We start from the raw sequence: 20,445 nt of genomic DNA on the forward strand, positions 1-20,445 counted from the left end.
CTGATCACTTTTATACAAAAAGTTGCGTGCGCCATTTATCTATTACCGATTGCAACACAGTATGGGGAACGGCACTCTGTATGCATAACCAGTATTTGACCTGCGCCCGCCATGCCCAATCCCCTCGACGATCCGCTCTATTACCTGCATAACTTCCGCCAGGTCCTGCATTGGCTGGGGCAACGCTATGCCGATCTGCTCGATCCTGACGAACAGCATTTCATTCAGCAATTCGACAGGTTGCCGCAAGCGTCCCAGGCGCTGTTGGTGCGCATGGTGATGCGCAAGGGCGTGCATTTTCGCGCGGGCAAGCTGCACTACGCGGAGATTGGTTGCCCCCATGCCGCTGCCGCGCCTTTGCGGGAATTGGGATGGGTGGACGACAAGCATCTTCTGGCATTTGAAGCATTATTCGCCTTGCTGCAAAAAGGTGAGATCCTCAGCACCTTTGCACCCTGGATCGACCAGCCCAAAGGCAGGAAGGCCGACTGGCTGGACGGGTTGGCGGCGCAGTTCACCGACACGCGCCGTTTCGCCGACTGGTGCCCGGACCTGGCCGACACGCTGTACAGCCTCACCGTGATGGAGTTATGCGACCGCCTGCGGCTGATGTTCTTCGGCAACCTGCACCAGGATTGGTCCGAGTTCGTGCTCGCCGACCTGGGCATCTACACCTATGAAAAAGTCGAGTTCTGCGCCGAATCGCGGGGGTTGCGCAGCCGCGCCGACGTGCACGGTTTTATGTTCCTGCACCAATGCCAGCAGGCGTTTGAACGCGGTGAGGCGCTGGCGCAGGTGCTGGCTGAAGTGGCCACGCTGAACACCGACAACCCCTGGCTGGAAAAGCGCCGGGCCAAGCTGTTGTTCCAGCTCGGCCAGTATTGCGAGCGCAGTGCCGAGTTGGACCTGGCGCAGCAGGTCTACCGCACCTGCGCTTATCCCGGCGCCCGCGCGCGGCTGATTCGCGTGCTGGAGCGCCAGGAGGATTACGCCCAGGCCATGGCCCTGGCAAACGTCGCGCAACAAGCACCGGAAAGTGCCGCCGAACAGCAGCACCTGTTGCGCGTCATGCCCCGCCTGCGCCGCAAGCTGGGCGAACCCCGGCTGCCGACGCTCAAATCCCGTGAAGTCACGCGCCTGGACCTGGAACTTGCGCTGCCGGAGTCGTTGATGTCGGTGGAGTCCTGTGTCCAGGCCCACCTGAGCGCACCTGATGCACCGGTGCACTACGTCGAGAACGGCCTGATCAATTCGCTGTTCGGCCTGCTGTGCTGGGATGCGATCTTCGCGCCGCTGCCGGGGGCGTTCTTCCACCCGTTCCAGCGCGGGCCGGCGGACCTGCACAGCGAAGACTTCCACGCGCGCCGCGCCCCCCTGTTTGACGCGTGTTTTGCGCAACTGCAGGACGGGCGCTACATGACCACCATCCGCCAACGCTACCTCGATAAGTGGGGGATCCAGTCGCCCTTTGTGTTCTGGAACCTGCTCAGTGAAGACCTGCTGGAACAAGCCTTGGCCTGCCTGCCGGCCGAACACCTGCGCTACTGGTTCGAACGGTTGCTGCTGGACATCCGCGCCAACCGTGCCGGCATGCCGGACCTGATCCAGTTCTGGCCGGCGCAGAAGACCTATCGCATGATCGAGGTCAAGGGCCCTGGCGACCGCTTGCAAGACAACCAGTTGCGTTGGCTGGAGTTCTGCGGCGAATACCAGATGCCCGTTACCGTCTGCTACGTACGCTGGGCGGAGCAACCCGCTTGAGCTACAGCGTAGCCGTGCGGGCGCTGTGCGAGTTCACCGCCAAGGTGGGCGACCTGGACCTGCGCTTTACCCCGTCGCCCAGCGCCCAGGAAGGTATAGCGGGCCATCGCACCGTTGCTTCGCGACGCAGCGCGCACTACCAGAACGAAGTGGCCCTCGAAGGCGACTACCAGCAACTGAAGGTGCGGGGCAGGGCAGACGGCTATGACCCGGACGCCAACCGCCTGGAAGAAGTGAAGACCTATCGCGGCGACCTGGGTGCCCAGCCTGCCAACCACCGGCAACTGCATTGGGCCCAGGCCAAGGTGTACGGCTGGTTGATGTGCCAGAAGCTTGGCCTCACGGATATCGACGTGGCGCTGGTGTATTTCGATATCGTCGGCGAAGGCGAAACCCTGCTCAATCAACGTTTCCAGGCGGACGAGCTGCAAGCGTTCTTCGACCAGCAATGTGCACTGTTTCTCGGCTGGGCCCGCCAGGAAATGCAGCACCGCGAGGCGCGCGACGCGGCGGCGCAGACCTTGCGTTTCCCCCATGCCGATTTTCGCCCCGGCCAACGCACTCTGGCCGAGTCGGTGTACAAGGCCGTCAGCACCGGCCGTTGCCTGATGGCCCAGGCGCCCACGGGCATCGGCAAGACCATCGGCACGATCTTCCCGCTGCTCAAGGCCCTGGCGCCCCAGCAACTGGACAAGGTGTTTTTCCTCACCGCCAAGACCCCCGGTCGCAAACTCGCCCTCGATGCAGCCAAGGTGCTGCACGCCAGCAGCGACCTGCCCCTGCGCGTTCTCGAACTGGTGGCGCGGGACAAGGCCTGCGAACACCTGGACAAAGCCTGCCACGGCGATGCCTGCCCGTTGGCCAAGGGCTTCTACGACCGTTTGCCCGCCGCGCGCCTTGCCGCCTCCAAGGTCCGTCTGCTCGATCAACACAACCTGCGCGATGTCGCCCTCGATCACGGGGTGTGCCCCTATTACCTGAGCCAGGAAATGGCACGCTGGGCCGACCTGGTGGTTGCCGACTACAACTACTATTTCGACTTCGGTGCCATGCTCTTCGGCCTGGCCCAACTCAACCAATGGCGCGCTGCCGTGCTGGTGGACGAAGCCCACAACCTGGTCGAGCGCGCCCGCTCGATGTACAGCGCGAGCCTCGACCAGTACAGCCTGAAGATCCTGCGGGACACCGCGCCCGAGCCGCTGAAGAAACCCCTGCAGCGCCTCAACCGCGAATGGAACGCCCTGCACAAGGACCAGCTCGCGCCGTACCAGGCCTACAGCTTGCGCCCGGACAAACTGCTCCAGGCCCTGAACCTGTGCACCAGCGCCCTGGGCGATTACTTCAACGACCACCCCGAAGCCCTCAGCGGTGACCTGCAAGCCTTCTACTTCGAAGCGCTGCAATTTAGCAAGGTCGCCGAGCTGTTCAACGAGCACTTCATCTTCGACATCAGCAAGCGCCAGCTCGGCGGCAAACGCAGCAGCTCGACCCTGTGCCTGCGCAACGTGGTACCCGCCGAATTCATCCGGCCGCGCTTGACGGCGGCCCGCAGCAGCGTGTTGTTTTCCGCCACCTTGAGCCCTCGCCACTATTACGCCGACCTGCTGGGGTTGCCAGCGGACACGGCCTGGGTCGACGTGGAATCGCCGTTCAAGGCCGAACAACTGCACGTGCGCATCGTCGATGACATCTCCACCCGCTTCGTGCATCGTCAAGCCTCGCTGGCGCCGATTGTCGAGCTGATCGCCCGTCAGTTTGCCCGGCAACCGGGTAACTACCTGGCGTTTTTCTCAAGCTTTGATTACCTCCAGCAGGTGGCGCAACTGCTTGCCGAAACACACCCGCAGATCCCGCTGTGGCAACAGTCGCGGGGCATGGCCGAGGCCGAACGCCAAGGCTTTCTCGACCAATTCACCGAGCACAGCCAAGGCGTCGGCTTTGCCGTGCTGGGCGGCGCGTTCGGTGAAGGCATCGATTTGCCGGGCACACGCCTGATCGGCGCATTTATCGCCACCCTGGGCTTGCCGCAACTCAACCCGGTCAACGAGCAGATAAAACTGCGCATGGCGGCGATTTTTGGCGCAGGGTACGACTACACCTACCTGTACCCCGGCATCCAAAAGGTCGTGCAGGCGGCGGGGAGGGTGATCCGCAGCCAGCACGACCGGGGCGTGGTGATGTTGATGGATGATCGGTTCGGGGAGGCGCGGGTCCGCCAGTTGTTGCCGGGATGGTGGACGGTTTATTGAGCTATTCCTGCCATCAATAATGCTGGTTCTTGCACGACGGATCCCCCAGGCTAGGCAAAAACTTCCAGGAAAGGCACCGACCATGAGCCAACTGCCCGCGCAAAAGATCCCTGTAAACGGTATTGAGCTATGGGTGCATGTCGCGGGGCCGGAACAGGGCCGCCCCATCTGGCTGCTCCATGGGTTTCCCGAGTGCTGGCACTCCTGGCGTGAACAGATTCCGGCGTTGGCCGCGGCAGGTTATCGGGTGTTTGTCCCACAAATGCGCGGTTACGGGCCATCGAGTTCGCCCGCCGAGATTGCCGACTATGACCTGTTGACCCTGTGTGGCGATATTCAGCAGGCCATGGATCACTTCGGTCATGATCAGGTCACCATGGTCGGCCATGACTGGGGCGCCGTGGTGGCCTGGCACCTGGCGTTGCTCGAGCCGGAGCGCGTCACTCGGTTGGTCACGATGTCCGTGCCTTTCGCCGGGCGTGCTCGGCGGCCGGTGATCGACATCATGCGCGAGCTGTATGCCGACCGCTTCAATTACATCCTGTATTTCCAGGAACCGGGAGTGGCCGAGCAGGAGTTGGATGCCGATATCGAACGCACCTTGCGCCTGTTCATGCAGGACCAGGATGTGTTTCTACAGCAGAAACCGGCCACCGCCACGTTGCTTGAGGGCACTTCAACGCCCGGTGCATTGCCGCGCTGGTGTACACCGGCAGACCTCGACGTGTACGTGCAAACCTTCGCTGGACAGGGCTTTCGCGGCCCGTTGAACTGGTACCGTAATTTCGAGCGCAACTGGCAGCGCACCGAGTTCCTCGCCGGCCGCCAGGTGTTGCAGCCGACCTTGTTCCTGATTGGCGACCGCGATCCGGTGGGCGTATTCGAGGCCCATACGCTCAAACGCATGCCCGAATGCGTGCCGCAGTTGGAGCTGCACGTGTTGGCCAACTGCGGGCACTGGATCCAGAACGAGCAGGGCGCGCGGGTTAACACGTTGCTGCTCGATTTCCTGGGCCGGCACTGAACCGTCAGACCACTTCCAGGTAGGAACTGTGGATCGCACGCGCCAACTCGCGCACGGTGTCGATGAACTCCGTGAGACGGCTATGCAGGCCGTCTTCGAGAATCTCATCAATCCCGGTGTACCTAAGCCGCGCCTCGAACTCCGCCGCCAGGCGCTGTGCGGTGCGCCCGTAACTGCCAGGCAGGTCGGCGAGGATATGGCTCAACTCTTCAATGCACGCATGCAACGAACGCGGCACGTCACTGCGTAATAACAGCAACTCCGACACCGACCGCGCATTCAGCGCATTCGGATACAGCTCCGTATATGCCTCGAACGACGATAACGCGCGGAGCAGGGCGCTCCACTGGTAATACCCGCGGGCCGACAGGTCGCTGACTTCTTCCGACTCTTCGCCGAACATCTCATAGCGTGCATCCAGCAGGCGCAAGGTGTTGTCCGCGCGCTCGACAAAGGTGCCCAGGCGAATGAACCGATAGGCGTCGTTGCGCATGATGGTGCCCGAGGTGGCGCCGCGGAACAGGTGCGAACGCTGCTTGACCCAGTCACAGAAGTGGCTGATGCCATGGCGTGCCAGGCCGCCGGCGGCGATGCTGCGCATTTCCAGCCAGGTGGCGTTGAGGTTTTCCCACATGTCGGCGGTGATGCGCCCGCGCACTGCATGGGCGTTGCCCCGGGCGGCGCGCAGGCAGTTGTAGATGCTGGCCGGGTTTTCTTCGTCGAGGGCGAAGAAGTGCAGCATGCGCTCGGCATCCAGGGTTTGGTGGCGCTCCAGGTAACTGTCCAGGGTGCCGCTGCTGAGCAACGACATCGCCAGTTCGTCGAGACCATCGCTACGCCCGGCCTGGGGCATCAGCGACAGCGAGTAACTGACTTCGAGCATGCGCGCCAGGTTCTCGGCGCGTTCCAGGTAACGGGACATCCAATACAGATCTGCGGCGGTTCTACTCAACATACTCAGCCCTCCACCACCCAGGTGTCCTTGGTTCCACCGCCTTGCGACGAGTTGACGATCAACGAGCCCTCACGCAATGCCACCCGCGTCAGGCCTCCCGGCACCAGGCGGGTTTCCTTGCCCGAGAGCACAAAGGGCCGCAGGTCGATATGCCGGGGCGCGATGCCGTTTTCGACAAAGGTCGGGCAGGTGGACAGGCTCAGGGTCGGTTGGGCGATATACGCATGGGGGCGGGCCTTGATGCGTTGGCGGAAATCTTCGATCTCGGCCGCCGTGGCCGCTGGGCCGACCAGCATGCCGTAGCCGCCGGAGCCCTGGGTTTCCTTGACCACCAGTTCGGCCAGGTTGGCCAGTACGTGGGACAGTTCATCGGGCTTGCGGCACTGGAAGGTCGGCACGTTTTGCAGGATCGGCTCTTCATCCAGGTAAAACTTGATCATCGCCGGCACATAGGGATAGATCGATTTGTCGTCCGCCACGCCGGTGCCAATGGCATTGGCCAGCACCACATTGCCGGCGCAGTAGGCCGCGACCAGACCTGGCACGCCGAGCATCGATTCCGGGTTGAACGCCTGCGGGTCGAGGAATGCGTCGTCGATACGCCGGTAGATCACGTCCACCGCCTTGGGCCCGTCGGTGGTGCGCATGAACACCTTGAGGTCGTGCACGAACAGGTCGGCGCCTTCCACCAGTTCCACGCCCATTTCCCGCGCCAGGAACGCATGTTCGAAGAACGCGCTGTTGAAGCGCCCGGGTGTCAGCACCACCACATTGGGGTTGTCCAGGCGGCTGGCGCTTTTCAGGGTCTTGAGCAGCAGGTTGGGGTAGTGGTCCACCGGCGCGATACGCTGCTTGGCGAACACCTCGGGGAACAGGCGCATCATCATCTTGCGGTCTTCGAGCATGTAGCTCACGCCGCTGGGGGTGCGCAGGTTGTCTTCGAGCACATAGTAGGTACCGTCGCCATCACGTACCAGGTCCACCCCGGAGATGTGGGAATAAATATCGCGGTGCAGATCCAGGCCGACCATGGCCTTCTGGTAACCCTCGTTGCCCAGCACCTGGTCGGCCGGAATGATCCCGGCCTTGATGATGCGCTGGTCGTGGTAGATGTCGGCGAGGAACATGTTCAGTGCATTGACGCGCTGGATACAACCGCGTTCGATCACGCTCCATTCACTGGCGGGGATGCTGCGGGGGATGATGTCGAAGGGGATCAGGCGCTCGGTGTCCTGCTCGTCGCCATAAAGGGTGAAGGTGATTCCCGCGCGATGGAAGAGCAGATCGGCTTCGCGACGGCGCTGGGCCAGCAATTCCGGCGGCGTGTTGGCCAGCCAGCGGGAGAAGTCCTGATAGTGCGCACGGCACACGCCGTTTGCGTCATTCATTTCATCGAAGAAAGATCGAGCCATTCCAGTACCTTGTCAGTGCCGAGGGTAGCCTTGGGTGGCACTGCCGCTTTAAAAAACGCATTTTTTTATGAGCCCGTGGCTGAGGGTGCCACAGGGCCTGGTCCTTACTTTCTTATGGGGTCGGCTCTGGGTCGGGGGGTAACGAATGTTCCTGTATTCGGGCAGATGAATGGATAAAGCAATGCGTGTGCCGGAATGGGCATCCCGCGCTGATTTCCCATTGTGGTGAGCGGGCCTTCTGGGGTTAACAGGCTTCTGGGGTGAGCTGGACTGTTGTGGTGAGCTGGACTGCTGGGGGGAGCCGGACTGCTGGGGGGAGCGGGCTTGCTGTGGTGAGCGGGCTTGCTGTGGTGAGCGGGCTTGCCCCGCGTTGGAGTGCGAAGCGCTCCCAAGTTTTTTTGGGGCCGCTGCGCAGCCCAACGCGGGGCAAGCCCGCTCACCGCAACAAGCCCGATCACCATATTAAGCCCGCTTATCACACAAAAAAGGCAGGCCATGACAAGGCTGCTCACCATAAGGGAGCGGTTTTCGCACTGATATGGTGCAACAACAAACTTGAACTTCGCCACGGCCCGATTCTTCTAAGGGGTTTAAGCCCAGCAGGGAGCACGGATGTGCCCAGAATCATTTCACCCGACACCCCGGAAGCGAACCTGGCCGACCACAGCGAGCACAACGCCAAGATCTTCGGCTCGCCCAAGGACCGCCTGGACTTCTACCGTCGCGAAATCCAATACGAAACCACCATCCTTGCCAACCGCACCGATGCCTACCTGACGGCGCAGTCGTTCCTGGTGATTGCCTTTGTCTCCGGCATGGGCAACCTCAACCCCGAGTGGGGCAAGTTGTTCACCCTGGTGGTGCCGGTGTTCCTGACGCTGCTCGGCATACTCAGTTCCCTGAATGCCTGGCCGGGGATCCGCGCCGCGTACGAAATCATCGATCACTGGCACTATAAACAGAGCGAACTGCTGCGCAGCGAGCCGGTGATGGGCATGGCCTACGATGAGTCGCCGCTGTTTTCCGAAATGGAGTCGTCCCATAAGGGCTACCGCAAGTCGCTGCTGTTCTCCATGCGTGCGCCGTGGCTGTTCATGGTGTTCTGGGTGTTGCTAGGGGCGTATGCGTTTTACATTCAGGTGGATAATCCGGGCTCCTAGGCATTTGGAACTGATGATAGTTACTGTTGAAACAATAAGTAATAGTTGCTGTAGGAACAATTTCCTATAACAAAATCACATAAGATCGATCACCTCGCCGGAAGGATCCTGCGTTGCTGAGTCATTACTCCGACAATCCCATCGATCTTGGTAAACTAATGTCTATAGCTCCCTCTGCCTGGTCTGCTCCCCGTAATGAATTCAAGTTCAAGACGCAATCGTCAGATGCCCCAACGGCTTCTGGCACCGCAGAGCCGTCACATACCACTTATACGCTCAAAAATTCCCAGGAAAAGTTGAGTGAAGCTCTGGTGAAGGATTTGAATAGTGGCCGTGTGACACCGGACACGAATAATATCGTTGAAGCATTGTTATCACCGGGCAAAAAAAACTTGCCTAATGTCCAAGTCAAGACTTTTGCCGTGGATGGTATACAAGCCAGCGATATAATTTTCATGCAGCGTGTGCCTACTCGTACAGATAGCGTCAATATCGTGCTTTTCATTCCTCAAAACGACGGTACTTCATTTCAGGCATTCAACACCATGGAGGAGATGAATAACTGGCTAAAAACAGTGGCGAGTGACACCACTCAGTTGGATTCTTTCAGTCAGCACTTTGCAGAGGGTGGCACCGGGGCAAAAAATCATGTCATCGACACCATGACCCGGTTTAAGAATAACGATATCAATGCCATCGTTGGCCCCTATGCCAATGAGGGCGAAGATGTATTCAATCGACTGGATAAACAAAACTCTGAACCTCCGGCTAAAGTCAACGGGTTGACCAGCCTTAAAAAAGAGCGCGTCAGCCCTGAAGGGCGTGTTTTTTATTCCGGCGTGAAGCCTGACGGAGAAAAAGTACTTTATACATATGACGCTTATGGGAACTTCATCGGAGAAGATAAAAAAGAGAATTTTTATTTTATCAAAGGGGGCTTGAATACCTACAAGCCGCTGGTGCCGATGACGGCCGGAGAATTCGCCGCAAAGGTTGAGAACGAGGCGGCCAATAACGTAGGCGCGAATGATATTCGAGGGCTGTACGAAGAACTTCTGACACACCTTGAACATCCTTTCAACGGTATTGGCGACGCATTGCAGGTGTTTGGTGTCGATAAAAATACCGCAGACAGCATAGAGCGCTACATGGATAATCCATTCAGCGCACTGTTGCTGGATTTGAATAAGAATAATCAGATCGGCAAGGTGTTCGGTCTCGAAAAAGTAGAAATGGATTCCATATTAAGTGGCGTTGGGAACGTAGCCCAAGGTTTTGTTCCTTTTTATGGGCAGGCAAGAACGTTGGGGGCATTGCTTGCTAAGGCGATAAGAAATGAACCGCTCAGTGATCAAGAGAAGAGGGACATGGCGGATGCGCTTGCATTGAAACCTGACAGCCCCGCCAGAAAAAACATACCTGCCTCAGAGATGCTTGGCAAACCTAAAAGTTCGGTGCGGACCAAGATACCGGGCGCGACAGAAAAGTTGCCTGAGGAGACCTCGCATAGCCCTGTGAACGGCATACAACCTGTGAGCGAAATGTCTGTTCAGAACGGCCAACTGATTAAGTTGGGGGGCACCATGGAGAATCTCAAGGAAGCGGGTGATGGCCTCTTCACATTTGCCGATCTCAATAAAAAAGACACCAAGGTGCGTTTGAATATATTGGCGCACGGCGAAGAGCCAAATACCTGGACATTGAGCACTGACACCAAGACACCAACGAGAATTCTTTACGACGGCAAGCCGCACACGCCACAAGAGTTATTGGATACGCTGAAAGCCAAAGGGGTCGATCCCAGCGAATATGACAATGTGCGGTTATTGATGTGCTACTCCGGCAATGGCAAAGAGAACTCCTTTGCCGCCGAATTCAGCAAGCTGATCGGCAAGCCGGTAAAGGGCTACGAGGGCACCCTGTCGGCCTATGTCACACCGGAGTTCATCAACGAACTCAAGCTCAAATCGACACAATACATTTCACGAACCCTGGGAGGGGAAGAGCAGCTGCTTCCGGTAGAGCGCAAGGCTGTTGATGGTCTCGCTAATTTCTACGTGGAAAACAAATTCGCCAGCCAGGCGTTCAACGTCGCGAAGAAAAATCCGCATTACAACCCTATCAAAGCCTGGACATTCACCTATCGGCCAGTCACGTTTTCACCCGCGGGCTGAAACGCTTATAACGCAAGCAGGCGCTCTGAGGTTTCCATAGGCACCGGCCGACTGAGCAGGTGCCTATGGTGCTAAGCAATTGGAACTTCATCGCGCCATACGGGGCCTTAACTTTACCCAGGCTGCGTTTTTTCAACAGAGGTGACCCATGTGCCCAGGCAATGATCCCCAAGTCAGCAACCGTAACGACCCGGCAATCGACGGCGGCGAACCGGCCCCAGGCACGGCGGCCGATGCACCGAAAGACCCGAAACCCGCCGCCGACCCCAAGGCCAGGGAAAACGACTACAGTCCAGACTTCAAGCCTGAGCGCGAGCCCAAGCCTGAAACCGATGCCGATATCGACACCCAAGGCGGTTAGAGGAGACGGTCATGTCCAAAGAACTGGAAGAAGAACTCAACGATCCGGGCAATGAAGACCCGGGGTCCCTGATGGATGATGCAGAAGTACCGCTCAACGATCTGGATGACGCGGCGGATGTGGGCAATACCGAGCGTCAGGACTGAGCTTTCGCCTGGGCACGTCGTTCATACCACGCGAGCATAGGCTGGGTACTCAAGCCATGAACGACGATGCTCAAGGCGATGACTGACAACGTCAGGTTCACCGCCACCGCGCTGCTGGTGCCGATAAGGCCATGGTTGAGCGCGTAGAACAGGTAGTAGATGCTGCCGATTCCGCGAATCCCGAACCAGCCCATCAGTCCGCGCTGCTGGCGGTCGACCAGGCGACCCCAGGGCATTGCAAACACACTGACCGGTCGAATCACGCAGAACAGCAACGCCGCCAACGGCAATGCCCGCCAATCCCAATGACTGGCCAGCACGATGCCGAGCACCGTGACCAGGAACACTTCCATCGAGCGCTCCACCAGGCTGCCGAACGAGAGCATGTCGCCCATCATTACGCCGGCGGCGATCTGGGTCTCGGCCAGCTCGCTCACATCCCCCTGCAGGGCGTGCTCCGGTTCCACCTCAAGATGACCCACCACCGGCAGCGCCAAATGCTCCGACGGCGTGTGCGAGTGGCCGGTTGACCTGAACTCTGCCTGACGCAGCCCGAGCCCGGCGGCGAACACTGACAGAAAGCCGTAACCCCCCACCGCTTCGGCCACCACGTAGGCCAGGGCGATCAGGGCGAGGGTCAGGTAGTCATTGGGGGAGAGCGTACTATCACTGTTGTTGACGCGCAGCCACAGGGTCGTGCGGCCAATGCCCCGGCCCATCCAGTAACCGATCAACAGCCCGGCCGGCACCGCCCACAGCAGGTTCTTCATCGCCCAACCGCCCAGCCAGTCACCGTCAAAGCCGCCGTGCTGCATGAAGACCAAGGCAAAAATCACAAAGGGAAAGGCCGTGCCATCGTTCAACCCGGCTTCTCCGGACAAACCGAAGCGCAGCGCATCGTAATCCTGTGCATTATTGACCTGTACCAGGCCCGCCAGCACCGGATCGGTCGGCGCGAGAATGGCACCCACCAGCAGCGACACCCCCCATGACAGTTCAAACACGTAATGCAGCGCCAGGCAGCTGCCGAGGATGGTCAACAGCATGACCGGCCCGGCCATGCCGAACGCGATGCGCCAGGTGCGATGGCCCAGGGGCAGGCGCAGTTTGAGCCCGCTGACGAACAGTGAAAACAGCACCGCGACTTCGGTGAGGTGCTCCATCCAGCGCGCAGATTGCTTGATGTCCAGGTGCAGCAGGTCCACGCCGAGGGGGCCGATGCCCACGCCCAGCAACAGGCACACCGCCGAGGTGGTCACCGGCATCCAGCGCAGGTAAGAGGAGGTGAGGGCAAGGGTCAGCAGCACGGCACCGAGGACGGCCATCCATAGAATAAAAGTCATCGGGAGGGTGTCCAGGGCCGTGGTCTATTCACGTTCGAGGCGTGTCGCTGACTGCAGGTTCAATGTGATTGCGTCGCTTTGAATTCATTGGCGATTGATCAGCAGGCGCTCCAGGTCTTCAGTTGGCAGCGGCCGGCTGAACAGGTAGCCCTGGATCTGATCGCAGCCGGCCTCCTTGAGGAACGCCAATTGCGCCTGGGTTTCCACACCTTCGGCCACCACCCGCAGGTTCAGGCTATGGGCCAGCTCGATAATGGTGCGGGTGATCGCGGCATCCTGGGGGTTGCTGGTGACCTCGCGGATAAACGCAATGTCGATCTTCAGCGTATCGATGGGGAAGCGTCGCAGGTAGGCCAGGCTCGAATAGCCGGTACCGAAGTCGTCAATGGAGATCTTCACACCCATGGCGTGCAGGCGTTGCAGGCTGGCGATGGTGTGCTGGGTATTCTCCATCAGCGAGCCTTCGGTCAGTTCCACTTCCAGCCAATGGGGTTCGACGCCGGTCTCATTGAGAATACGCGCGATATCGGCAATCAGGTCGCCCTCGATCAACTGATGGCCGGAGACGTTCACCGACACCTCGACGGCGCCAATCGCGCTGCGCCGCCACGTCGAAATTTGCTGGCACACGCTGCGGATCACCCAGCGGCCCACCTCCACGATCAAGCCCAGGCTTTCAAGGATAGGCACGAATATCGCTGGCGATACCGCGCCGTAACCCGGGCGCTCCCAACGCAGCAGTGCCTCCAAGGCGCAGATCTGCCCATCGGCCAACGCGATTTTTGGCTGGTAGTGCAGGGTGAATTCCTCGCGTTCCACGGCCTGGCGCAGGGCGGTTTCCAGGTCCTGGCGGGCCAGGTCGTGCACATTCATGCGCGCGCTGTCACCGGCATGGTGTTGCAGTTGCTGCTCAAGCAACTGGCTATGGCGCTTAAGTTGATCGCCGTGGCTCTTGAGCCGCAGCAGGTTGCGCACGCGCAGCCACAGTTCGACCCGTTCCACCGGCTTGCTGATGAACTCCTCGGCACCGGTTTCCAGGCCACTGACCCGTGCACTCGACTCGCTGAGAGCCGACAGCATGATGATCGGAATGCTCGCCGTGGCTGCGTCGCCCTTGAGCTGGCTGGCCACTTCGTAGCCGTCCATGCCCGGCATCATGATGTCCAGCAGGATCAGGTCAGGTGGCTGTTTGGCCACGAGTTGCAAGGCTTCCTCGCCGCTGGCCGCCGTCAGGGTCTGGTAGCCCTCATGTTGCAACAGGGTTTCCAGCAGCTTGCGAACCTGGGGTTCGTCATCAACGATCAACAGCGTTGCGGGTTGGCTGGCCATGGAGAGGACTCATCTGAGGGGGGAGAGGGTGGTGTGTTGCAACAGCGTGTCGATCATCTGGTACAGCTCTTTGTAGCGCAACGGCTTGCTGATGTAGGCATCGCAACCGGCCAACCGGGTCTTTTCACGGTCTTCCTTCATGGCCATGGCGGTGAGGGCAATCACCGGGATATGGGCGGTGTGCGGGTCCTGCTTGAGCAGCGCGGTAGCGGCCAGGCCGTCCATGCCCGGCAGCTGGATGTCCATCAGGATCAGCGCCGGTTGGGCTTCACGGGCCAGGGTCAGCCCGCTCTCGGCGTCGGCGGCCCACACCACCGTGTGCCCGACGTTGACCAGCAGCAGTCGGGCCAGGCGCATATTGGCCTGGTTGTCTTCGACGATCAGGATATGGGCCATCCAGCCTCCGTGCCGCGGTGGAGTGGCAGCCACACCACAAACCGGGCACCCAGGCCTTCACGGCTGGCCACCGCAACACTGCCACCGTGCAGGTCGACCAGCTGCTTGACCATCGCCAAGCCCAGGCCGGTGCCTTCGAATTTGCGCGCCAGGCTGCTGTCGATCTGGCTGAAGGCCTTGAACAGCTTGCCCATGTCCTCCTCGGCTATACCGATACCGGTGTCGCTGACGCTCAATTCGAGGAACTGCTGGTGGCCGCTGGGTTGCAGGGCGAACCCGTGCATCGGCCAATCGCCGGGCACTCGCCCGACCTGCGCGCGGGCCACCTGGCGCACCGCCAGGGTCACGGAACTGCCGTGGGCGCTGAACTTCACCGCATTGGCCAGCAGGTTGTAGATGATCTGCTTGGTCTTGCGCAGGTCCAGGGCCAGTGTGCCGAAGTCGCCCTGGCTTTCGAGCTTCAACTGGATGCGTTGCAGGGCGGCTTTTTCGCGCACGATCAACAGGCTGTTGGACAACAGGCCCGCCAGCTCCACGGCTTCCAACTCCAGGTCCATCATCCCGGCTTCGACCTTGGACAGGTCGAGAATGTCGTTGATCAGCGACAACAGGTGCTGGCCGCTGGTAAAGATGTCGCCGATGTATTCGCGTTGGGTCTCACTCATGTCGCCCACCAGCCCGTCCTTCAACGCCTCGGAAAAACCGATCACCGCATTCAGCGGTGTGCGCAATTCGTGGGACATGGTGGCGAGGAACTCGGACTTCATATGGCTGGCATGTTCCAGCTCCAGGTTCTTTTCCTCCAGCGCGCGCTCAAAGCCCTTGCGTTCGGCTTCTTCGTGTTTGCGTGCGGTGTTGTCGGTGCCGATCAGCAGGTAACCGATGATGGTGTCGTGACGGTTGCGCAGCGCCGTCACCGAGACCATGGCCGACAGGCGGCTGCCGTCCTTGCGGATATAGGTCAGCTCGTAAATATCTTCGATGCCACGGGACGCCTTGAACACCAGGGCTTCGAAGCCCGGCGTGATCGGCGTGTCCAGCTCCAGGCTGAGGGCGGCGGCGCGGGTGATCAGTTCGTCGGGGTCGGAGATATCGGCGGGGGTAATGCGGTTGAGGACATCCTCGGCGGCATAGCCGAGCATGCGTTCGGCGCCGACATTGAAGATCTGGATCACGCCCTTTTCATCGGTGGCGATGCTGGAGAAGTAGGCGCTATTGAAGATTGCGTCTTGCAGGGCACCGGTTTTCAGCAGGGTTTTCTGGCGTTTGAATTCGACGATTTTTTCAGCCCGTGATTGGGCTTCAAGCGGTGGTCCAGTGACGGGTTTGTCCATGGCGGTGTTTTCCAGGCAGATCGGCCCGGCCATGTCGATGACAGGGCCGCAGAGCATGCTCACAGAAAATCGCGTGGACGCGATGAGGAGGAGATGAGGTCCCCGGACAATAGCAGATACCGCTCGCACTACGGTATGGATACACTCAAACGAGTGTACGCCGACACAGGGCGGCGGGCCGCCCTGTTACCGGGCGGCGCGGCTTAGAGCATCACGCTGCTGATGACCTGGGTGCTGTCATCCGGGTCGATGAGGCTGTGGAATCCCAAGGCCTGGTTCAACTCGCGCAACGGCGCATTGGTTGCCGCGTCGACCGTGTACATGCGTTTGAAGCCATTGGCGCGGGCCGCCGTCATCAGGTGCAGCATCAAAAGGCGCCCCAGGCCCAGGTGTTGCCAGGCATCGGCCACGGTGACCGCGCATTCGCATTCATCCGCGTTGGCTGCGGCATAGCGAGCCACGCCGATCTCGATCAGTTGACCGTTGTCGTGCACCAGGGCGATAAAGGCCATGCGTTGCTGGTTATCGACATCCATCAATTGGTCCATCAGGGTCTTGCCGGGCTCGTTGATTTCCCCCAGGAAGCGCGCGTGCCGCGATTCACGGGACAGGCCCTTGATGAACGTGTATTCCCGTTCACGGTCGTCGGCGCCGAGGGGGCGCACCAGCACATGACGGCCATCGTCGAGCTGATCGATCCAGTGGGGTCTCGGTTGCGCTGCGTAGGCGAGGGCGGCCTGCTGGTTGCGTGCTTCGAGGGTAGGCATGGTGGGCTCCTGGCGGTCAGCATCGGGCAACAGTGCCTTTCGATCATGCCCCTGGGAGCAGGGGCGCCATTGATCTGCATCAAGACGCCTGGCCGCCGGGCAGGGCAGGCGACATTCGGTCATGCGCATCGGCAAAGGGTTGACCATGATCAACGTTCGGCGCGCCGTCGCGGCGCAGTCTGGTCCAACCCCACATGCCCAGCAGGAGGTCACACCATGGCAACCATGAGAGCCGCTGTCTTCGTTGAGAAAAACCGCATCGTCCTCGAGGACAAACCGATCCCCGAGGTCGGCCCGCTGGACGCCCTGGTGCGGATCACCACCACGACCATCTGCGGCACCGACGTGCATATCCTGCGCGGTGAGTACCCGGTGGCCAAAGGGCTGACGGTGGGCCATGAGCCGGTGGGCGTCATCGAGCGGCTGGGCTCCCAGGTGCGCGGCTTCGTCGAAGGGCAACGGGTGATCGCCGGCGCGATCACGCCCAGCGGGCAAAGCTATGCGTGCCTGTGCGGCTGCGGCGCCCAGGACGGCCCCGACACCCGCCATGGTTTCCGTGCCGCCGGCGGCTGGAAATTCGGCAACACCCTCGACGGCTGCCAGGCCGAATACGTCCTGGTACCCGATGCGCTGGCCAACCTGTGCCCGATCCCCGATGGCCTGAGTGACGAGCAGGTGCTGATGTGCCCGGACATCATGTCCACCGGCTTTTCCGGTGCCGAGCGTGGTGAGGTCAACATTGGCGATACCGTGGCGGTGTTTGCCCTCGGGCCGATCGGCTTGTGCGCGGTGGCGGGGCACGGCTCAAAGGCGCGTCGATGATCATTGGGGTCGACGGCGTCAGCGAACGCATGGGCGTCGCCCGTGGCCTGGGCGCGACCCATATCGTCGACTTCAAGCAAGGCAACGTGGTCGAGCAAATCATGGACCTGACCAACGGGCGTGGCGTGGATGTGGCCATCGAGGCGTTGGGCACCCAAGGCACCTTCGAATCGGCCTTGCGCGTGCTGCGTCCCGGTGGCCGCTTGTCCAGCCTTGGGGTGTACTCCAGCGACCTGCGCATCCCCTATGACGCGTTTGGCGCAGGCCTGGGGGATTACAGCATCGTCTCGACCCTGTGCCCCGGCGGCAAGGAACGCATGCGTCGCTTGATGGCGGTGGTCGCCAGCGGCGGGGTGGACCTGTCGCCGCTGGTGACCCACCGCTTCAAGCTCGACGACATCGAGGCGGCCTATGAACTGTTTGCCCATCAGCGCGATGGGGTGATGAAAGTCGCGATTACGCCTTGAAAGCCTGCGCGCAGAACACCCTGAGCACCTGCTGCCAAAACGTTAAAAATGCCAAAATTGCACTTTATGTGCTTGATGAAACGTTTCTTCTAGCGACAAACGGGCTGCGCAAGCGCTTGCGTAAGTAAATGTATCTGATTAGAGTCGGTGGCAATCGGCTCTGATCAAAGGGGGCTGAACGACAAAAATAATAAAACCAGGAGCTCATTGATGAGCCTTGAACCCTTGCTCGAGATGCAGGGCATCAGCAAAACCTTCAACGGTTTGCGCGTGCTCAAGAATGTCGGCCTGAAGGTCTACCCCGGCGAAATCCACGCCTTGATGGGGGAGAACGGCGCCGGCAAATCGACCCTGATGAAAATCCTCTCCGGCGCTTACCAGGCCGATCCCGGCGGTGAAATCCACATGGCCGGCCAGGCCGTCGCCACCTTTACCCCCGCCACCGCCAAAGCCCTCGGCATCGCCGTGATCTACCAGGAATTGAGCCTGTGCCCGAACCTGAGCGTGGCCGAGAACATCTACCTGGGCCGCGAACTGCGCCGTGGCTGGACCATCGACCGCAAGGGCATGCAAGCCGGTTGCGTCGAAGTCCTGCAGCGTCTGGGCGCCGAATTCACTCCAGCCACTAAGGTCAGCAGCCTGTCGATTGCCGAGCGTCAGCTGGTGGAAATCGCCCGGGCCTTGCACGCCCACGCCAGGATCCTGGTGATGGACGAACCGACCACGCCGCTATCGTCCCGCGAGACCGACCGTCTGTTTGCGCTGATCAAGCAGCTGCGCAGCCAGGGCCTGGCGATCATCTACATCAGTCATCGCATGGCCGAGATCTATGAACTGTCGGACCGTGTCTCGGTGCTGCGCGACGGCCAATACATCGGCGAACTGAGCCGCGACGCACTGTCGGCCGAAGTCCTCGTGAAGATGATGGTGGGCCGCGATCTGTCCGGTTTCTACAAGAAGGAACATGCCGCCTACGACCCCGGTGCGGTGGTGATGCGCGTGCGTGACATGGCCGATGGCAAGCGCGTGCGCAACTGCAGCTTCGACCTGCATGCCGGTGAAGTGCTGGGGATCGCCGGGCTGGTGGGGGCAGGGCGCACCGAGTTGGCGCGGCTGATCTTCGCCGCCGACCCGCGCACCAGCGGCACCCTGGAAGTGGTGGGCAGGACCGTGACCCAACTGCGCAACCCGGCGGATGCGATTCGTGCCGGCGTGGTGTACCTCACCGAAGACCGCAAGGCCCAGGGCCTGTTCCTGGACATGAGCGTGGCCGACAACATCAACGTCTGCGCCTGTGTGCCGGATGCCCGTGCCGGCGGCGTGCTCGACCGTGGCCATGGCTGGCAACGCGCCAATGATGCAATCAAGTCACTGTCGATTCGCGTGGCGTCGGGCAAGGTCAATGTCGGCACGTTGTCCGGCGGCAACCAGCAGAAGGTCCTGCTGGCACGGCTGCTGGAGGTCAAGCCCCACGTGCTGATCCTCGACGAACCCACACGCGGCGTGGACATCGGCTCCAAATCCGAGATCTACCGCATCATCAATCAATTGGCGCAGGCCGGCGTGGGCATCGTGGTGATCTCCAGCGAGCTGCCGGAAATCATCGGCACCTGCGACCGGGTGCTGATCATGCGCGAAGGCCAGTTGGTGGCCGAAGTCGGCGGGGCCTCCGGTCACGCCATCTCCCAGGAACGTATTATTGACCTCGCCACCGGTGGCGATCAGGTGGTTGCCCATGGCTGATTCAATGATTGCTACAACAGGCAAGGCCGAACGTGCCCGCGAACTGATGCGCACCGTCGGCATGTTGCCGGTGCTGATTTTGCTGCTGGTGGGCTTCGCCCTGGCCAGCGAGAACTTCCTGACCATGCAGAACCTGTCGATCATCACCCAGCAGGCCTCGGTCAACGTGGTGCTGGCGGCGGGCATGACCTTTGTGATCCTAACCGCGGGGATCGACCTGTCGGTGGGGGCGATCCTGGCGGCGTCGGCTGTGGTGGCGCTGCAGGCGTCGATGTCGCCGCAGTTCGGCATGTTCGGGATTGCGGCCGGTATCGGCTTTGGCCTGTTGCTGGGCCTGGTCAACGGTGGGTTGATTGCCTTCATGCGCCTGCCGCCGTTTATCGTCACCCTCGGTGCACTCACCGCCATGCGCGGACTGGCGCGTCTGCTGGCGGATGACAAAACGGTGTTCAACCCCGACCTGCCGTTTGCCTTTATCGGCAACGACTCGATCCTCGGCGTGCCCTGGCTGGTGGTGATCGCCGTGGCGGTGGTGGCGCTGTCGTGGTTCATCCTGCGGCGCACGGTGATGGGCGTGCAGATCTATTCGGTGGGCGGCAACCCTGAAGCGGCGCGACTCTCCGGGATCAAGGTGTGGAAGGTGCTGCTGTTCGTCTACGCCATGTCCGGCGCCTTGGCCGGGCTGGGGGCGGTGATGAGCGCCTCGCGCCTGTTCGCCGCCAACGGCCTGCAACTGGGGCAATCCTACGAACTGGATGCGATTGCCGCGGTGATCCTCGGCGGCACCAGCTTTACCGGTGGCGTCGGTACCATCGGCGGCACGCTGATCGGCGCGCTGATCATCGCGGTACTCACCAACGGCCTGGTGCTGCTGGGGGTGTCGGATATCTGGCAGTACATCATCAAGGGCATTGTGATCATCGGCGCGGTCGCGCTGGATCGCTACCGCCAGTCCGGTGCACGGACCTGATTTCACTCATACAACAATCACAAGAGAGACCC

16 protein-coding genes and 1 pseudogene are annotated in these 20,445 nt (G+C 60.8%); 10 read left to right on the forward strand and 7 right to left on the reverse strand.

What is annotated here, in order from left to right; all coding sequences use genetic code 11:
- Nucleotides 1-111: 111 nt before the first annotated feature.
- The 3 genes from NIBR502773_RS29900 to NIBR502773_RS29910 all read left to right on the forward strand — a co-directional run bounded on the left by NIBR502773_RS29900 (nucleotide 112) and on the right by NIBR502773_RS29910 (nucleotide 5,034).
- Nucleotides 112-1,761 carry a VRR-NUC domain-containing protein gene (locus NIBR502773_RS29900; RefSeq protein ID WP_141157720.1) on the forward strand — a complete coding sequence of 550 codons (1,650 nt, stop codon included), beginning with the start codon at nucleotides 112-114 and terminating at the stop codon, nucleotides 1,759-1,761.
- A complete protein-coding gene (locus NIBR502773_RS29905) occupies nucleotides 1,758-4,010 on the forward strand; it encodes an ATP-dependent DNA helicase (RefSeq protein WP_141157721.1) in 2,253 nt (750 codons plus the stop codon). The genes NIBR502773_RS29900 and NIBR502773_RS29905 overlap by 4 nt, the downstream gene beginning before the upstream one ends.
- 82 nt (nucleotides 4,011-4,092) lie before the next feature.
- On the forward strand, nucleotides 4,093-5,034 hold the full coding sequence (locus NIBR502773_RS29910) for an alpha/beta fold hydrolase (protein ID WP_141157722.1): 942 nt from the start codon (nucleotides 4,093-4,095) through the stop codon (nucleotides 5,032-5,034).
- A gap of 4 nt (nucleotides 5,035-5,038) precedes the next feature.
- Here NIBR502773_RS29910 and NIBR502773_RS29915 read toward each other — a convergent pair whose 3' ends face one another.
- Nucleotides 5,039-5,989 (reverse strand): alpha-E domain-containing protein, encoded by a 951-nt coding sequence (locus NIBR502773_RS29915; protein ID WP_065941447.1) that lies wholly within the window; start codon nucleotides 5,987-5,989, stop codon nucleotides 5,039-5,041.
- Nucleotides 5,990-5,991: 2 nt separating this feature from the next.
- Nucleotides 5,992-7,401, reverse strand: a complete 1,410-nt coding sequence (locus NIBR502773_RS29920; protein WP_027605794.1) for a circularly permuted type 2 ATP-grasp protein — start codon at nucleotides 7,399-7,401, stop codon at nucleotides 5,992-5,994.
- Nucleotides 7,402-8,015: 614 nt separating this feature from the next.
- Here NIBR502773_RS29920 and NIBR502773_RS29930 point away from each other — a divergent pair.
- The 4 genes from NIBR502773_RS29930 to NIBR502773_RS31105 all read left to right on the forward strand — a co-directional run bounded on the left by NIBR502773_RS29930 (nucleotide 8,016) and on the right by NIBR502773_RS31105 (nucleotide 11,242).
- Complete coding sequence (locus NIBR502773_RS29930) at nucleotides 8,016-8,561, forward strand: hypothetical protein (RefSeq protein WP_027605795.1); 546 nt, start codon at nucleotides 8,016-8,018, stop codon at nucleotides 8,559-8,561.
- 113 nt (nucleotides 8,562-8,674) lie between these two features.
- Nucleotides 8,675-10,735, forward strand: a complete 2,061-nt coding sequence (locus NIBR502773_RS30725; protein ID WP_177414162.1) for a dermonecrotic toxin domain-containing protein — start codon at nucleotides 8,675-8,677, stop codon at nucleotides 10,733-10,735.
- A 148-nt stretch (nucleotides 10,736-10,883) separates the two neighbouring features.
- Nucleotides 10,884-11,096, forward strand: coding sequence for a hypothetical protein (locus NIBR502773_RS29940; protein WP_115487360.1), 213 nt, complete (start codon nucleotides 10,884-10,886; stop codon nucleotides 11,094-11,096).
- Between the two features lie 11 nt (nucleotides 11,097-11,107).
- Nucleotides 11,108-11,242 carry a hypothetical protein gene (locus NIBR502773_RS31105; protein ID WP_256097785.1) on the forward strand — a complete coding sequence of 45 codons (135 nt, stop codon included), beginning with the start codon at nucleotides 11,108-11,110 and terminating at the stop codon, nucleotides 11,240-11,242.
- On the opposite strand, the gene NIBR502773_RS29945 is transcribed toward NIBR502773_RS31105, so the two are convergent.
- The 5 genes from NIBR502773_RS29945 to NIBR502773_RS29965 all read right to left on the reverse strand — a co-directional run bounded on the left by NIBR502773_RS29945 (nucleotide 11,233) and on the right by NIBR502773_RS29965 (nucleotide 16,411).
- Entirely contained in the window at nucleotides 11,233-12,585 is a 1,353-nt protein-coding gene (locus NIBR502773_RS29945; RefSeq protein WP_141157723.1) for a sodium:proton antiporter, read from the reverse strand. The two genes, NIBR502773_RS31105 and NIBR502773_RS29945, sit on opposite strands and share 10 nt — an antisense overlap.
- Nucleotides 12,586-12,669: 84 nt before the next feature.
- Nucleotides 12,670-13,914 (reverse strand): EAL domain-containing response regulator, encoded by a 1,245-nt coding sequence (locus tag NIBR502773_RS29950; protein WP_141157724.1) that lies wholly within the window; start codon nucleotides 13,912-13,914, stop codon nucleotides 12,670-12,672.
- Nucleotides 13,915-13,923: 9 nt separating this feature from the next.
- Entirely contained in the window at nucleotides 13,924-14,310 is a 387-nt protein-coding gene (locus tag NIBR502773_RS29955) for a response regulator (RefSeq protein WP_141157725.1), read from the reverse strand.
- A complete protein-coding gene (locus tag NIBR502773_RS29960) occupies nucleotides 14,295-15,644 on the reverse strand; it encodes a HAMP domain-containing sensor histidine kinase (RefSeq protein WP_141157897.1) in 1,350 nt (449 codons plus the stop codon). The genes NIBR502773_RS29955 and NIBR502773_RS29960 overlap by 16 nt, the downstream gene beginning before the upstream one ends.
- Nucleotides 15,645-15,847: 203 nt before the next feature.
- Complete coding sequence (locus NIBR502773_RS29965; RefSeq protein ID WP_141157726.1) at nucleotides 15,848-16,411, reverse strand: GNAT family N-acetyltransferase; 564 nt, start codon at nucleotides 16,409-16,411, stop codon at nucleotides 15,848-15,850.
- A gap of 216 nt (nucleotides 16,412-16,627) precedes the next feature.
- On the opposite strand from NIBR502773_RS29965, the pseudogene NIBR502773_RS29970 reads away from it, so the two are divergent.
- The 3 genes and pseudogenes from NIBR502773_RS29970 (at nucleotide 16,628) to NIBR502773_RS29980 (ending at nucleotide 20,413) form a co-directional block, all read left to right on the forward strand.
- Nucleotides 16,628-17,700 (forward strand): annotated as a pseudogene (locus tag NIBR502773_RS29970) (NAD(P)-dependent alcohol dehydrogenase).
- Nucleotides 17,701-17,910: 210 nt separating this feature from the next.
- Nucleotides 17,911-19,443 (forward strand): sugar ABC transporter ATP-binding protein, encoded by a 1,533-nt coding sequence (locus NIBR502773_RS29975; protein ID WP_141157727.1) that lies wholly within the window; start codon nucleotides 17,911-17,913, stop codon nucleotides 19,441-19,443.
- Nucleotides 19,436-20,413, forward strand: coding sequence for a ribose ABC transporter permease (locus NIBR502773_RS29980; protein WP_027605811.1), 978 nt, complete (start codon nucleotides 19,436-19,438; stop codon nucleotides 20,411-20,413). The genes NIBR502773_RS29975 and NIBR502773_RS29980 overlap by 8 nt, the downstream gene beginning before the upstream one ends.
- The last annotated feature ends 32 nt before the right edge of the window (nucleotides 20,414-20,445 follow it).

Source organism: Pseudomonas sp. NIBRBAC000502773, assembly GCF_006517195.1.
GTDB lineage: Bacteria > Pseudomonadota > Gammaproteobacteria > Pseudomonadales > Pseudomonadaceae > Aquipseudomonas > Aquipseudomonas marginalis.

Excerpts from the sequence above, each read along its gene's own strand:
- NIBR502773_RS29955 (WP_141157725.1), bottom strand. The coding sequence starts at position 14,310 with ATGGCCCATATCCTGATCGTCGAAGACAACCAGGCCAATATGCGCCTG.
- NIBR502773_RS29965 (WP_141157726.1), bottom strand. The coding sequence starts at position 16,411 with ATGCCTACCCTCGAAGCACGCAACCAGCAGGCCGCCCTCGCCTACGCA.
- NIBR502773_RS29920 (WP_027605794.1), bottom strand. The coding sequence starts at position 7,401 with ATGGCTCGATCTTTCTTCGATGAAATGAATGACGCAAACGGCGTGTGC.
- NIBR502773_RS29945 (WP_141157723.1), bottom strand. The coding sequence starts at position 12,585 with ATGACTTTTATTCTATGGATGGCCGTCCTCGGTGCCGTGCTGCTGACC.
- NIBR502773_RS29960 (WP_141157897.1), bottom strand. The coding sequence starts at position 15,644 with ATGGACAAACCCGTCACTGGACCACCGCTTGAAGCCCAATCACGGGCT.
- NIBR502773_RS29910 (WP_141157722.1), top strand. The coding sequence starts at position 4,093 with ATGAGCCAACTGCCCGCGCAAAAGATCCCTGTAAACGGTATTGAGCTA.
- NIBR502773_RS29900 (WP_141157720.1), top strand. The coding sequence starts at position 112 with ATGCCCAATCCCCTCGACGATCCGCTCTATTACCTGCATAACTTCCGC.
- NIBR502773_RS29980 (WP_027605811.1), top strand. The coding sequence starts at position 19,436 with ATGGCTGATTCAATGATTGCTACAACAGGCAAGGCCGAACGTGCCCGC.
- NIBR502773_RS29940 (WP_115487360.1), top strand. The coding sequence starts at position 10,884 with ATGTGCCCAGGCAATGATCCCCAAGTCAGCAACCGTAACGACCCGGCA.
- NIBR502773_RS31105 (WP_256097785.1), top strand. The coding sequence starts at position 11,108 with ATGTCCAAAGAACTGGAAGAAGAACTCAACGATCCGGGCAATGAAGAC.
- NIBR502773_RS29950 (WP_141157724.1), bottom strand. The coding sequence starts at position 13,914 with ATGGCCAGCCAACCCGCAACGCTGTTGATCGTTGATGACGAACCCCAG.
- NIBR502773_RS29975 (WP_141157727.1), top strand. The coding sequence starts at position 17,911 with ATGAGCCTTGAACCCTTGCTCGAGATGCAGGGCATCAGCAAAACCTTC.
- NIBR502773_RS29915 (WP_065941447.1), bottom strand. The coding sequence starts at position 5,989 with ATGTTGAGTAGAACCGCCGCAGATCTGTATTGGATGTCCCGTTACCTG.